This window comes from Cellulomonas cellasea (genome assembly GCF_030372105.1).
GTDB lineage: Bacteria > Actinomycetota > Actinomycetes > Actinomycetales > Cellulomonadaceae > Cellulomonas_A > Cellulomonas_A cellasea_A.
The window spans coordinates 45,410-59,311 of sequence record NZ_JAUDBQ010000010.1 but is presented as its reverse complement, the minus strand read 5'-3'; the positions used below and the strand labels follow the sequence as shown (position 1 = coordinate 59,311).

General features: G+C 72.6%; 11 protein-coding genes. 3 read left to right on the top strand and 8 right to left on the bottom strand.

Features of this window, described 5'->3' with window-relative positions:
• Positions 1-30: 30 nt before the first annotated feature.
• The 4 genes from QUV83_RS10790 to QUV83_RS10775 form a co-directional block, all read right to left on the bottom strand.
• On the bottom strand, positions 31-2,610 hold the full coding sequence (locus tag QUV83_RS10790; protein WP_289564527.1) for an ABC transporter permease: 2,580 nt from the start codon (positions 2,608-2,610) through the stop codon (positions 31-33).
• Positions 2,610-3,392, bottom strand: coding sequence for an ABC transporter ATP-binding protein (locus QUV83_RS10785; protein ID WP_289564526.1), 783 nt, complete (start codon positions 3,390-3,392; stop codon positions 2,610-2,612). Before QUV83_RS10785 ends, QUV83_RS10790 begins: the two co-directional genes overlap by 1 nt.
• Positions 3,393-3,521: 129 nt before the next feature.
• On the bottom strand, positions 3,522-6,095 hold the full coding sequence (locus QUV83_RS10780; RefSeq protein WP_289564525.1) for an ABC transporter permease: 2,574 nt from the start codon (positions 6,093-6,095) through the stop codon (positions 3,522-3,524).
• Positions 6,095-6,901 (bottom strand): ABC transporter ATP-binding protein, encoded by an 807-nt coding sequence (locus QUV83_RS10775; RefSeq protein ID WP_289564524.1) that lies wholly within the window; start codon positions 6,899-6,901, stop codon positions 6,095-6,097. Before QUV83_RS10775 ends, QUV83_RS10780 begins: the two co-directional genes overlap by 1 nt.
• Before the next feature lie 245 nt (positions 6,902-7,146).
• On the opposite strand from QUV83_RS10775, the gene QUV83_RS10770 reads away from it, so the two are divergent.
• Positions 7,147-7,629: a hypothetical protein gene (locus QUV83_RS10770; RefSeq protein ID WP_289564523.1), complete on the top strand. Its 483-nt coding sequence runs from the start codon at positions 7,147-7,149 to the stop codon at positions 7,627-7,629.
• 60 nt (positions 7,630-7,689) lie between these two features.
• On the opposite strand, the gene add is transcribed toward QUV83_RS10770, so the two are convergent.
• Genes add through QUV83_RS10755 form a run of 3 tightly spaced genes read right to left on the bottom strand, consistent with a single transcriptional unit; the run spans position 7,690 to position 10,472 of the window.
• Positions 7,690-8,679: an adenosine deaminase gene (gene add / locus QUV83_RS10765; RefSeq protein WP_289564522.1), complete on the bottom strand. Its 990-nt coding sequence runs from the start codon at positions 8,677-8,679 to the stop codon at positions 7,690-7,692.
• The gene (locus QUV83_RS10760) at positions 8,676-9,416 is read right to left on the bottom strand and encodes a glutamine amidotransferase (RefSeq protein WP_289564521.1); all 741 of its coding nucleotides are present in this window, start codon (positions 9,414-9,416) and stop codon (positions 8,676-8,678) included. Before QUV83_RS10760 ends, add begins: the two co-directional genes overlap by 4 nt.
• A 21-nt stretch (positions 9,417-9,437) precedes the next feature.
• Positions 9,438-10,472, bottom strand: a complete 1,035-nt coding sequence (locus QUV83_RS10755) for a LacI family DNA-binding transcriptional regulator (RefSeq protein WP_289564520.1) — start codon at positions 10,470-10,472, stop codon at positions 9,438-9,440.
• A gap of 136 nt (positions 10,473-10,608) precedes the next feature.
• Between QUV83_RS10755 and QUV83_RS10750 the strand changes: the two genes are divergently transcribed.
• Positions 10,609-11,538, top strand: coding sequence for a nucleoside hydrolase (locus QUV83_RS10750; protein ID WP_289564519.1), 930 nt, complete (start codon positions 10,609-10,611; stop codon positions 11,536-11,538).
• Positions 11,539-11,612: 74 nt separating this feature from the next.
• Here QUV83_RS10750 and QUV83_RS10745 read toward each other — a convergent pair whose 3' ends face one another.
• Complete coding sequence (locus QUV83_RS10745; protein ID WP_289564518.1) at positions 11,613-12,629, bottom strand: LacI family DNA-binding transcriptional regulator; 1,017 nt, start codon at positions 12,627-12,629, stop codon at positions 11,613-11,615.
• A 276-nt stretch (positions 12,630-12,905) separates the two neighbouring features.
• Here QUV83_RS10745 and QUV83_RS10740 point away from each other — a divergent pair, with 276 nt between their 5' ends.
• The gene (locus QUV83_RS10740; RefSeq protein ID WP_289564517.1) at positions 12,906-13,859 is read left to right on the top strand and encodes a ribokinase; all 954 of its coding nucleotides are present in this window, start codon (positions 12,906-12,908) and stop codon (positions 13,857-13,859) included.
• Positions 13,860-13,902: the final 43 nt, after the last annotated feature.

The window sequence follows — 13,902 nt, the reverse complement described above, 5'->3', positions numbered from 1 at the left end:
GTCGGCCTTGGGGCCACGAGCGCGGCGCGGCTACTCGTAGCTGACCGCGTCGAGCACCGGGAGCCGGGCGGCGCGCACCCCTGGCCACACGGCGGCGAGCACGCCGACGACGATGGCGAGCAGCACCATGCCGAGCAGGCTGGCCCATGGCACGGCGAGGTCGGTGAGCCCGTCGTCGGCGAACACGGTGGGCATGGTGGAGGCCAGCGCGACGCCCACGGCCAGCCCGACGACGGTGCCGAACACGGCGGTGAGGATCGACTCGATGGTGACAGTGCCGGCGAGTTGCAGCCGCCCGAGGCCGACGGCGCGCAGCAGCCCGATCTCCCGGGTCCGCTCGATCACGGACAGCGCGAGCGTGTTGACGATGCCCAGCACCGCGATCACGATCGACAGCCCCAGCAGCGCGTACAGGATCACCAGCACCTGGTTGACCTGGTCGGCGAGCCCGGCGACGAACTGCTCGGTGTCCAGCACGGAGACGATGACGTAGGGCCGCACGGCCTGCGTGAGCTGGTCGCGGAGCTCGCCGAGGTCGGCGCCGGGGGTGGCGGTGACGAACACCGTCGGGATGGTGCGCTCGACGCTGGGCACGAGCGCGTCGAAGACGTCGGGCGGCACGACGAGCGGCGCGGGGATGGCCGAGGAGTCGATGATCGCGCCGATGCGCAGATCCTGGGCGCCGGAGCCGCCGGTGAGCGTGAGCCGGTCGCCCACCTCCCAGCCCTCGTCCCGGGCGGTGGTGCGCTGCACCGCCACCTCACCCTGCTCAAGGGTGGCGCGGAGGTCCCCGTCGACCTCCTCGACCTGCAGGCTGCGCCCGATGGTGGCGGGGTCGATCCCGGCGAGCAGCACCGACGCCTGCGCGCCGGCGTCACCGTCGGGGCCGTCGACCAGCACCTGCCCGGCGTAGAACGCGTCGGCGGCGGCGACGTCGGGCAGCGCGCGCACGGCCGTCACGGCGTCGGCGGGGATCGAGCCGGAGGCGGGGGTGCTGAGGATGTAGTCGGTGGTGGCCTCGCGCGCGACGATCGCCTGGGTGGAGGCCGTGGTGGACGCGGCGATGACGGCGGCCGCCCCGACCAGCGCCATGCCGATCATCAGGGCGCCCGCGGTGCTGGCGGTGCGGCGCGGGTTGCGCACCACGTTGCCGCGCGCGAGCCTGCCCACCGGCTTGATCCCCGCGACGAAGGGCGCCGCGAGCACCCCGATGCTCGCGCGGGCGATCACCGGAGCCAGCAGCAGCACGCCGATCACCACCCCGGCGGCGCCGTAGCCCAGGAGTTGCGGAGCCCGGTCCGCCTCGGGCCGCCACATGGCCACGAGCACCCCCGCGACGCCCAGCACCCCGAGCGCCGCGCCGATCGCGGCCCGCAACCGCAAGGGCCGCTCGGGCGCCGTCGTCTCGTCGCGCATCGCCTCCACGGGCGGCACCAACGCGGCCCGCCGGGCCGGGACGAACGCCGCGATGAGGCTGACCAGCGTGCCGACCACCAGCGAGAGGGCCACCGTCGAGCCATTGAGCGGGATGCTGCCCGCCAGCGTCATCCCCATCGACTCGAGGACCCTCCGCAGCACCTCGACGAGGGCGAGCCCGCCGGCGATGCCGAGCGCGGCGCCGATCACCCCGATCACAGCGGCCTGCAAGAGGATCGAGACGAGCACCTGCAACGGCGAGGCGCCCACCGCGCGCAGCAGCGCGAACTCCCGGGTGCGCTGCCGCACGGACATGGAGAACGTGTTGGCGATGATGAACGCGCCCACGAACAGCGAGATGCCGGCGAAGACCAGCAGGAACGTGAGGATGAACCCGAGGATCGCCTCGATGGCGGCGCGGCTCTCCGCCCGCGCGTCGTCACCGGTGACGGCCTGCGCGGGGGCGGCGGCGGGGGCGGCGTCCCGGACCACGGGCTCCACCCTGTCGACGAGCGCCGACTCGCTGAGCCCCTGCTCGCCGTACACGGCGATGGTGGACACCATGCCGTCGGGGGCGAACAGCGCGCGCCCGGTGGCCGGGTCCAGGTAGACGAGCGTGGCGCCCGCGGTGGGGGCCACGGCGTCCACGTCGCCGACGATCACGACGTCCAGCAGCTCGCCGCCCAGCACGATCTGGGTGGCGTCCCCCACCTCGAGCCCCGAGGCGTCGAGGCTCGAGTGCTCCAGGGCGATCTCGCCGGCGCTGTTCGGCAGGCGCCCGTCGATCACGTCCACCCCCCGCGTCTGCGGGTACAGCACCAGGGCGATGCTGGGCGCCTGGGTGCTCTGCACCGCTGTGCCATCCGCGCCCACCAGCACCACGGGCCCGGACAGGTCGGGCAGCGCGGCGGTGACGCCGTCCACCCCGGCCACGACGTCGGCCAGCCCGATCGGCACCTGGTTGCGCGCGTCGGTGGCCTCCCCGCCGACGGACTCCCCCGGCGCGGGATCGGCGCCGCGCACGTACGCGTCTCCCAGCATCGACGTCTCGACGATGTCGGTGAACGTCGAGGAGAGCATGGTGCGCAGCGCGAACGTGCCCGCCACGAAGGCGATGCCCAGCGCGACGGCCAGCATCGTCAGCAGGAACCGCACCGGGTGGGCGCCGATGCCGCGCAGCGCGACCCGCAGCATCAGGGGTCCTGGTGGCGTGCGCCGAGCGCCTCGAGCACCGTGGCGGGGGTCGGGTCGACGAGCTCGCCGACCAGCCGGCCGTCGGCGAGGAACAGCACGCGGTGCGCGTAGGACGCGGCGGTCGGCTCATGGGTGACCATGACCACCGACTGGCCGAAGTCGTCCACGGACCGGCGCAGGAAGCCCAGCACCTCCGCGGAGGACTCCGAGTCGAGGTTGCCCGTCGGCTCGTCCGCGAAGACGACCGCCGGGCGGGACATCAGGGCCCGCGCGCACGCGACCCGTTGCTGCTGCCCGCCGGAGAGCTCGGAGGGCTTGTGGTGCAGCCGGTCGCGCAATCGCACGGCGTCCACGACGGTGTCGAAGAAGTCGCGGTCGATGGGCTGGCGCGCGATGTCGAGCGGCAGCGTGATGTTCTCCGCCGCGGTCAGCGTCGGCACCAGGTTGTACGCCTGGAACACGAAGCCCAGGCGGGTGCGGCGCAGCTTGGTGAGCCGGCGCTCGCTCAGGCGGCTGACCTCGACGCCGTCCACCTCCACGGCGCCGGCGGTGGGGCGGTCCAGGCCCGCCATGCAGTGCATGAGCGTCGACTTGCCCGATCCGGACGGGCCCATGATCGCCGTCAGCTCGCCCCGGCCGAAGTCCACGTCGATGCCGTCCAGCGCCTTGACGGCTGTGTCGCCCGAGCCGTAGGTCTTCACGAGCCCGCGAGCGCGGGCAATCGGGCCGGTGGCGATGTCCGCAACCGAGCGGGCGGGCTCGGCGGGTGGGGCGTGACTCATCTGGCCTCCGCGCGGGGCGTCCCGGCGCGCGCCGCCGATCCCCCTCGTCAGCGTAGGAGCACCCCGGACATGACGCCGCCGGGGGCGCCTGATGGCGCGCCCCGGCGGCGTTCACGACCCGATGTCGGGCTACTCGTAGCTGACGGCGTCCAGCACCGGCATCCGCGCGGCGCGCAGCCCTGGCCACAGCGCGGCCAGCACCCCCACCACCAGCGCGAGCACCAGCATCGACCCGAGGCTGCCCCACGGGACCGACAGGATCGTCAGGCCGTCATCGGTGAACACCCGCTGCATCGCAGCGGCGAGCCCCACCCCCACGACCAGCCCCACCACGGTGCCGAACAGCGCGGTGAGCACCGACTCGATGGTCACCGTGCCGGAGAGCTGGAGCCGCCCGAGGCCGACGGCGCGCAGCAGACCGATCTCCCGGGTCCGCTCGATCACCGACAACGCCAACGTGTTGACGATGCCCAGCACCGCGATGACGATCGACAGCCCCAGCAGCGCGTACAGGATCACCAGCACCTGGTTCACCTGGTCGGCGATTCCCGCGACGAACTGCTCCTTGTCGAGCAGCGAGATCACCACGTACGGCGCGAGCGTCTCGGTGAGCGCCTCACGGGCGTCCTCGAGCCCCACGCCGTCGGCGGTGGAGATGAACACGTTGGCCACATGACGCTCACTCGGCACGATCATCTGGTCGTACATGTCCAGTGACATCGCGGAGGCCACGCCCAGCGCGTTGGACGTGAAGATCGCGCCGACGGTCACGTCCTGCTGACCGCCGCTGCCCAGGAACGTCAGCTCGTCGCCGACCTTCCAGCCCTTCTCCTCGGCGACGCTCTGCTGCAGGGCGATCCGCCCGTCGGCGAGCACCTGCGTCAGGTCGCCCTCCACCTCCTCGATGTCGAGGCTGCGGCCGAACGCCAGGGGGTCGATGCCGGTGGTGCTCAGCAGCTGGTCGGCCGCCGGGGTCGTGCCGGCCCGGTCGGCCAGGAACACCCCGAAGTACAGCGCGTCGGCGGTGTCGACCTCGGGCAATGCCCGCATCTCCTCGACCGCCTGCTCCGGGATGGAGCCGCTGGTGGCGGCGGCCGTGATGAAGTCCGCCACTGCCTCCTTCCGCACCACGCTGCCCAGCGAGGCCTGCGTGGTCGCCGCGATGACGGTGGCCGCGCCGACCAGCGCCATGCCGATCATCAGGGCGCCAGCGGTGTTGGCGGTGCGGCGCGGGTTGCGGACCACGTTGCCGCGCGCGAGCCGCCCGATGGGCTTGACCAGCGCCACGAACGGCGCGGCCAGGACGCCCAGGGCCCCGCGGGCGATCACCGGAGCCAGCAGCAGCATGCCGATCACGACGGCCGCGGCGCCGAAGCCGATGAGCATCTCCCCGCTCTCCAGCTCGGGCTTGAGCGCGGCGACCACGACGCCGACGACACCGAGGCCGCCCACGGCGCCGCCGATGATCGCGCGCACCTTCAGCGAGCGCTCAGCGCTGGCCACGTCGTCCCGCATCGCCTCGACGGGCGGGATCATCGCGGCCCGGCGGGCCGGCAGGAACGCGGCCCCCACGCTGACGAGCGTGCCCACCAGCACCGAGATGACCACAGTCGCCGGGTCGAGCGGGATGTCGCCCGCCAGGCTCATGCCCATGGACTCGAAGGCCACACGCAACACGGAGACCAGCCCCACGCCGCCGGCGACGCCGATCAGCGACCCGATGACGCCGACCACCGCGGCCTGGACCAGGATCGACGTGAGGACCTGTGTGGGCGAGGCGCCCACGGCCCGCAGCAGCGCGAACTCGCGCATGCGCTGCCGCACCGACATCGAGAACGTGTTGGCGATGATGAACGCGCCCACGAAGAGCGAGATGCCGGCGAAGACGAGCAGGAACGTCGAGATGAAGCCGAGCTGGCCCTCGATGTCCGCGCGGGCCTCGACCCGCATGTCGGCGCCGCCGACCACCTCGGCGGAGGCATCGGAGCCGGCGATCACGGCGTTGACGCCGTCAACGATCTCCTCCTCCGGCACGCCGTCCTCGCCGTAGACGGCGATCGTGGCGACCTGGCCGTCGGGGGCGAAGTCGGCGATGGCCGTGTCGACGTCGACGTAGATGATCGTGGCGCCGGCCATCGGGCCGCCGGGGTCGATCTCGCCGACCACCTCGACCTTGCGGATCTCGCCGGCGACGACCACGTTCGTGGTGTCGCCGAGCTCCAGGCCCGAGCTGGCCAGGGTCGCCATCTCCAGGGCGACCTCGTCGATCCCCTCCGGCGCGCGGCCGTCGACGATCGTGCTGGTGCGGTCGTCCGGGCTGTACATCACGGCGAAGCTCGGCGCCTGCGTGGACTGCACGGCGGTGCCGTCGGCGCCCACGAGCACCATCGGGCCGGAGACGTCGGGAAGCGCTGCCTGGACGCCGTCGACCTCGGAGAGCTCGTCGGCCAGGGAGATCGGGATGCGGTTGCGCGTGTCGCCGACCTCGGTGCCGACGTCGGCGGTGCGGATCGACGCGTCAGTGCCGCGCACATACGCGTCGCCCAGCATCGTGGCGTCGACGATCCCCGTGAACGTCGACGAGAGCATCCCGTTGAGCGAGAACGTGCCGGCGACGAACGAGATGCCCAGAGCGACAGCCAGCAGCGACATCAAGAAGCGGACCAGGTGCGCGCGGATCGCGCGCAGTGCCAGCCGGCCCATCAGACGGCTGCCGGTGACGTGGCCTGGCGGGTGCGGGGCGTGATCGAGCCGAGCATCTCGAGCACCGAGGCGGGGGTCGGGTCCAGCAGCTCGCCGACCAGGCGGCCGTCCGCCAGGAACAGCACGCGGTGCGCGTAGGACGCGGCCGTCGGGTCGTGCGTGACCATCACGATGGACTGGCCCAGCTCGTCGACGGAGCGGCGCAGGAAGCCGAGCACCTCGGCGGCGGACGCGGAGTCGAGGTTGCCGGTGGGCTCGTCGGCGAAGACGACCGCGGGGCGGGAGACCAGCGCCCGCGCGCACGCCACCCGCTGCTGCTGGCCGCCGGACAGCTCATTCGGCTTGTGCCCCAGCCGGTCGCCGAGGCCGACGGCCGCGACCACGGCGTCGAAGTGCGCCTTGTCGACGGGGCGCCGGGCGATGTCCAGGGGAAGGGTGATGTTCTCCGCCGCCGTCAGGGTGGGCACCAGGTTGAACGCCTGGAACACGAAGCCCAGCCGGGTGCGCCGCAGCTTGGTGAGCTGGCGCTCGTTCATCTGGCCGACCTGCTCGCCGTCCACCTCGATCGTGCCCTCGGTGGGACGGTCCAGGCCCGCCATGCAGTGCATGAGGGTCGACTTGCCCGATCCCGACGGGCCCATGATCGCGGTGAGCTGCCCACGCCCGAACTCCACGTCGACGCCTGCGAGCGCGTGCACCGCCGTCTCGCCGGAGCCGTACGTCTTGACCAGGCCGCGTGCAGTGGCGATCGGCCTGGCCGTGTTGTCGTGCGCAACAGCCGCGGCGCCTGTCGGGGCGGAGCTCATGTGACTTCCCATCGTGAGGCTGGATTCGTGCTTGCCAGGGACATCCTTGCTGGTCGCAGGCCTGCGGGACGATCAGTTATCGCCCTGATCCCACCCCGAATCACCTAGGGGGCGAGTGAGGGTCGCCCCTTGGTCCCCTACGTCGGATTCGGGGCCCTGGCGTGTGGCCCATCTGGCCGAGCGTGCCTAGCCTGAGAGGACACGACGATGTGGCTTTCGCTGGTCTCGGGTAAGAGGTAGCGCTGATGCCGTGGTCGCTTCTGGTCGTCCTCCTGGTCCCCGCAGCGTTCTTCTGCGTGCTGTGGGCCGTGTTTCCCAGCCCTGACGAGCCGCCGCGCTGGCGCAGGCGGCTCGGGGCCGCACTGAGGCGGATCGGCGAGCGGCTCCATCCACGCCGTCGTCGCGCCCGGCGCCGGGCACGACGCCTCGCCGCCGAGGTGCGGCTCGACGACGTGGGCGACGGGAAGGTCGCCGTGCCGGACCCGTTCCTCGCGCTGCGCGTGCAGACCCGGCTGGGCAAGGTCGCGGAGCTGGCCCGCACGATCGAGGACGAGCCGCGCTCGATGGCGCGCGCCGAGCGGCTCATCGCCACCCAGCTCGCCTATGACGACCTGCTCGCGGAGGCTTGCGAGCTCGCCGGGGTGCAGCTCCGCAACCGGGCCAAGGGCGACCCGCAGGAGCGTTTCCGCAAGGAGGTCGAGCTCGCCGAGCGCGGCTGGACCTGGTGACGCGCCGCCCACCGCGTCCCAGGTCCAGCCGTCCCCCGCCCGGTCAGGGGGCTGCCGCGCTCACCAGAGGCGGTCGCGCACCAGGTCGCGGTCGGGCCCGGTGAGCCAGGACGCCTCAAGCGCGGCCCGGTTCTGCGCCGTGAAGTCCGCGAGGGTGAACCCGAGCGCGTCCGCGACGGCGACGTAATCCCCGGCCAGTTCGGTGCCGCCCATCGCCGGGTCGTCGCTGCCCATCGACAGGGACAGCCCCGCGTCCCGCAGCAGGCGGAACGGGTGCTCGTCCATCGGGCCGTGGAAGTTGTACGTCGTGGACAGCCACGCGTAGGTGACGTGGATCCCCTCGGCCTTGACCCGGGCCGCGAGACTGGGGTCGCGGGTCAGGGCGTAGCCGTGGTCCAGCCGGGTGCAGCCCAGCAGGTCCAGGCAGTCGGCGACCTCCTGCGCGTCGAACCGCTCGCCCGCGTGGGCTGTGACGTGCAGACCGCCCTCCCGGGCGATGGCGTAGGCCTCGACGAAGCCCGCCGGGGGGCCAGCCAGCTCGTCGCCGTCCATGCCGAGCCCGACGACGAGGTCGCGGGGACCGGCCACGACGTCCCGCGCCATCGCCGCCGCCTGCGCCGGGCTGTGCGCCCGGTACACCGACGGGATGAGGCGCGCCACGATGCCGGTGTCCGCGCGCGCCTCGTGGACGCCAGCGGTCAGCCCTTCCAGCAGCTCGGGGTAGGTGAGCGTGGGGTGCAGGGTCGGGTTGACGAACATCTCCCGGTAGACGACGTTCGAGCCGCGGGCCGCGTCGACGAGCGCCTCGTAGGTGATCCGGGCGACGTCGTCACGGGTCACCACGGCGGCGCACAGGCGCTCGAACACCTCCATGAAGCTGGCCATGTCGTGGTACGCGTACACCTGGGCCGGATCGTCGGAGGGCAGGTCCACGCCGTGGCGCCGGGCCAGGTCGATGAACGTCTCCGGGCGGACGCAGCCCTCCAGGTGGCAGTGCAGCTCCACCTTGGGCATCTCCCGGAGCTGGCGTGCGAGGACGTCGGCGCTCATCCGGCGAGCCACGTGATGGTGCGGTCCCACAGCTCGGCGTAGCCGTCCCAGTCGAGGAACTCCGGCGGCGCCCAGTGCGGGGCGATGTCCGAGGTGAACGCGCCGGTGCGGCCGGCGCCGTAGCCGCCGACGACGAGCAGCGGGTGCTCGGCGCAGGTGGCCAGCACCTGCGCGTCGTCCTTGGCGACGACCTCGTTGAGGCCGAGCAACGCGGGCCAGGTGGGCGGGAGGCCGGCCACGACCTCGTGCTCGGCGATGACCCGGGGCTGCGCGCCGTAGGGCAGCTCGACCCGGTCGTCGCGGTCCAGCACGCTCACGGGCAGCGCCTCCCCCAGCGGCGACCTGCCCCAGCGGGCCTTCGCGTCGATCCCGCTGAACGTCATGTACCCGCCCACCATGAGCAGCCCGGCGCCGCGCTCGACGTGCGCGCGCACCAGCTCCGACTTGTCGGGGGACGGCACGGAGGCCGAGAACGTCTGCGGCGGGAGCTGGAAGCTGTTCGCGCCGACGTCGGAGATGACCACCACGTCGTACGGCGCGTAGCCCTCGACGGTCACGGGCAGCCGCTCGTGGATGGTGTGCGACGGCACGTACGTCACCTCGTGGCCGCGCTCGCGCAGGGCGCCGAGGAAGGCCCCGCCGCCCTCCTCGTACTCGGAGGTGGTGAAGGTGTCGAAGCCCTTCTGGTGGATGGAGTGGACGAACCAGGACTCTCCGATGACGAGCACGTGGGACATGGGGGGCCTCTCAGAACGCTGTCAGGACGGGACTGCGGACGTGGACCCGCCGACGACGAGCTCGCCGGCAAGGGTCAGGACATGGGGGGCGGAGCGGCCGCGGGGCAGCGGGCTGCCGCTGTCGACGGCGTCGAGCACCAGGGTGACCGCGCGCTGGGCGATCTCCGCGATGGGCTGCGCGTACGTGGTCAGGGTGGGGTGCAGGTAACGGCCGAGGCGGATGCCGTCGAAGCCGGCCACGCTGATCTCCTCGGGCACGCGCACGCCACGGGCGCGGAACGCGGCGAGCGCGCCGATCGCCATCAGGTCGTTCGCCGCGAAGACGGCGGTGGGCCGCTCGGGGCCGTCGAGCAGGCGCAGCGCGGCGGCGTACCCGGACTCCTCGCTGAAGTCGCCCTCGACCTCGAGGCGGGCGTCGAGCCCGAGCTCGAGCAGCGCCCGACGATGGCCGCGGGCGCGCTGGTCGGCGACGTCGAGCCCGCGGGGGCCGCGCAGGTGCGCGATGTGCCGGTGCCCGAGCCCCGCGAGGTGCGTGACGACGGCCCGGGCGCCCGCCGCGTTGTCGCACTGCACCACCGTGGTGCGCAGCGAGGCGGCGGCCCGGTCGAAGGCCACGACGGGGAGGTCCAGATGCGGTGTGCGCTGCCGGACGCCGCTCCGCTCCATCGAGCCGACCAGCAGGATGCCGTCGGCGAGCCGCGACTGCGCGACCCGCGTCGCCTCGCCCTCCGGGTCGTCGGTGCTGAGCAGCAGCAGCGATGACCCGCGGCGGGTGATCTCCGGGGCCACCCCGGCCACGAGCTCGGGGAAGAACGGGTTGGTGATGGTCGGGACCACGAGGGCGATGTTGCGGGTGCGCTGCTGGCGAAGGTTCTGCGCGGCGGGGGTGGGGCGGAAGCCCAGCTCGTCGATGGCGTGCTGCACGCGGTCGAGCGTCTCCTGGGCGACGCGGGCCGTGCCGTTGACCGCACGCGAGACGGTGGCCGTGGAGACGCCGGCGCGCCGCGCCACGTCCTCGACGGTCACCCGACCTGCGGGGAAAAGTCCTGCTGACACCGTGCGACCTCCTTGTCGCCGTGGGATGTAAAGGTTTACATCCCACGGCGCTGTGTCTAGCAGCAGTCGAAAGCCCAGGTCAACGCACACGGAGCGGCGCGTTGCGTACATGGCCTTACATGCCTACGAACTGCACATGGCACAGAAGATGATCATCGACACCGACACTGCCTCCGACGACGCCGTCGCCCTCGTCCTCGCGCTCACCGATGCGCGCGTGGACGTCCTGGCGATCACCGTCGTCTCCGGCAACGTCCCCCTCGACATGGGCGTGCAGAACGCCCTGTACACCCTCGAGCAGTGCGGCTCGAGCGTCCCCGTCCACCTCGGCGCCGACCGTCCGCTGATCCGCGAGCACGTCTTCGCGCACAACGTCCACGGCGCCGACGGCATGGGCGACATCGGCCTGCCCCTCACCGGCCGCACCCCCGCCGACGGGCACGCCGTGGACCGCATCATCGAGCTGGCGCGCCAGCACCCCGGCGAGATCACCCTGGTGACCCTCGGCCCGCTGACGAACATCGCACTCGCGCTGCGCAAGGCCCCGGACATCGCCGGGCTCTTCCACCGCGTCGTGATGATGGCGGGCACCGGCGACCACACCGGCAACGTCACCCCCACCGCGGAGTTCAACATCTACGTCGACCCCGACGCCGCGGACATTGTCTTCACCTCCGGCATGCCGCTGGAGATGGTGGGCTGGGATGTGTCCCGCAACGACGCCACGATCACCCCGGCTGACTCGGCGCGGCTCGCGGCGACGGGCCCGCTCGGCGAGTTCTGCACCAGCATCCAGCGCCAGCTCGTGGAGTTCTGCCGCGACGTCACGCACATCGACGGCTTCGACCTGCCCGACCCGGTCACGGTGGCGGTGGCGATCGACCCGACGATCGGGACCCGCTCGATTGACGCCTATGTGCGCGTCGAGACCACCGGCACGCAGACGCTGGGGATGACAGTCGTCGACCACCTCGGCGTCACGCGGCAGCCGGCCAACACGAAGGTGGTGCTGGCCGCTGATCGTGAGCGCTTCGTCGAGATGCTGCTCACGGCCTGCGCTGGCTGACGCGGCGAGGACGGGCGCCGGGCCGGGAGCGGCTCGGCGCCCGTCAGCGCACGTCAGCGCCCGGTGGACTCCCGTCAGCGCCCGGTGGACTCCCGCACCACGAGCGACGGCATGAAGATGCTCTTGCGCACCGGCGCGTCGGTCCGGCCGGAGCGGTCGTCGAGCAGCCGCACCGCCTCGGCGGCCATCGCGTCGATGGGCTGGCGCACAGACGACAGCCGCGGCATGGTCAGCCGCCCCAGGAACGAGTCGTCATAGCTGACGACCTTCACCTGGTCGGGGACGACCACTCCGGCCTCGCGCAACGTGCTGAGCACCCCGACGGCGATGATGTCGGCGCCGCAGACGATGCCGTGCGGCAGCACGTCGCCGGCCAGGAGTTGGCGGGTGGCCTCCACGCCCCACTCGAAACTGAACTCGCCGAGCAGCGCGGACCCGTGGACGCCGGGGCCGTCCGCGCCGCCGTCGGGCTCCATGAGCTCGCGGAACGCCTTGTGCCGCTCGTAGGCGGTGCTGGTGCGGGGCTGGGCGCCCACGTAGACGATCGACGAGCAGCCCTGCTCGCGCAGGTGGACGACGCACTGGCGCAGCCCGTCGGCGTTGTCGCCGCCCACGTAGTCCGCCCCCGCGGCGTCGGCCCACCGGTCGAGGAGCACCACGGGCCCCTGCTGGACGGCCTGCTCGATGGCGGGCACGGAGTCGAAGGCGGTCACGGGCACCACGATCAGGCCGTCGACCATGCGCTGGACGAGCAGCTCGATGCGCTGGGCCTCGGTCTCCACGGACTCGCGCGCGTCGCACAGGATGAGCGAGCGCCCGCTGTCGGCGAGCTCCTTCTCGACGGCCTCGACGGCCGCGGTGAAGTAGTCGTTGTTGATGGAGGGCACCACCATGCCGATGGTGTCGGTGCGCTGGGTCCGCAGCGCCCGGGCGAAGACGTTGGCGCTGTAGCCGAGGTCGCTGCTGGCCTTGAGCACCCGCCTGGCCATCTCGGGGTTGACGGACGGGCTGTTGGTCAGGGCGCGGGAGGCGGTCGCTGTGGAGACGCCGGCGGCTGCCGCGACGTCGCGCACGGTGACTTTGCGTGCCATCGGCGTTCCTCGTCCCTGCGTGTGGCCGCTTGTGATGCCGGGAATGCTACCGGCGCCGCGTTCGCGGCCTTTCAGCCCTCCTGGGCCAGTCCCGGGGTGGTGGCGCCACCTCAGTAATGGATTACTGAGACGGAACTGTAACCAGACCGAGAGCGCGGCGCAATGACGTGAGCGGCGCCACGAGGCAGGCTTGACAAAGGCGCAGACAGGGCCTTTGATCAAGCCCACGTCGAGAGAACGATCTCTCGTTGGACTCAGATGTAGAGGGTCGAGGCAATGAAGCCTGAGCGGTTCGACGTCACCGTCGTGGGGAGCGTCAACATCGACCTAGTCGCGTCCGTGGACGAGCTCCCCCGCCCCGGGGAGACGGTCTCCGCCACCGGCTACGCGCAGTTCCTCGGCGGCAAGGGCAGCAACCAGGCCATCGCCGCCGCCCGGCTCGGCCGTCGGGTCGCGTTCGTCGGGCTCACCGGCGACGACGCCGAGGCCGCCGAGGTCCGCGCCGCCATGCAGCGCGAGGGCATCGACCTCAGCCACCTCGGCGCCCAGCCCGAGACCCCCACGGGCCGCGCCATGGTGCAGGTCGACTCCTCCGCCGAGAACAGCATCGTCGTGGTGGCCGGCGCCAACGGGCACGTCTCCGCCCAGCACGTCGAGGCCGCCGGGGACACCGTCGCCGACGCCGCAGTCGTCGTCGCCCAGCTCGAGATCCCGCTCGACGCGGTGCTCGCCGCCAGCCGGGCCGCCCGTGGCGCCTTCGTCCTCAACCCGGCGCCCGCGCAGGCCCTGCCGGCCGAGATCCTCGAGCAGGTCGATGTGCTCGTGGTCAACGAGATCGAGTACGAGGCAGCCACCGGGCGCCCGCTGCCCGCCGACACCGACGCCCTCGCCCGCGAGCTCGCCGCCGACACCAGCGTCACCGCGTCCGTCGTCGTGACCATCGGCGAGCGCGGCGCCTACGTCTGGGACGGCCACGAGCTGACCCACGTGACAGCGCCCCGCGTCGCAGTCGTCGACACGACAGGGGCCGGGGACACATTCATCGGGGCCCTCGCCGACGCGCTCAGCCGCGGCGAGGACCTCGTCACCGCGGCCCGCTGGGCCGCCCACGCCGGCGCGGTCTCGGTGGGCTCCCTCGGGGCCACCACCGGGATGCCGCGACCCGAGGCTGTCCACGCCTCGCTCGAACGGAGCCCGGAGCCGCCCAGCGCGTCGGCCGAGGCCCCCTGAACCACCCGTATATCCCCCGCAATGAACACCAGTGCAAAGGAGC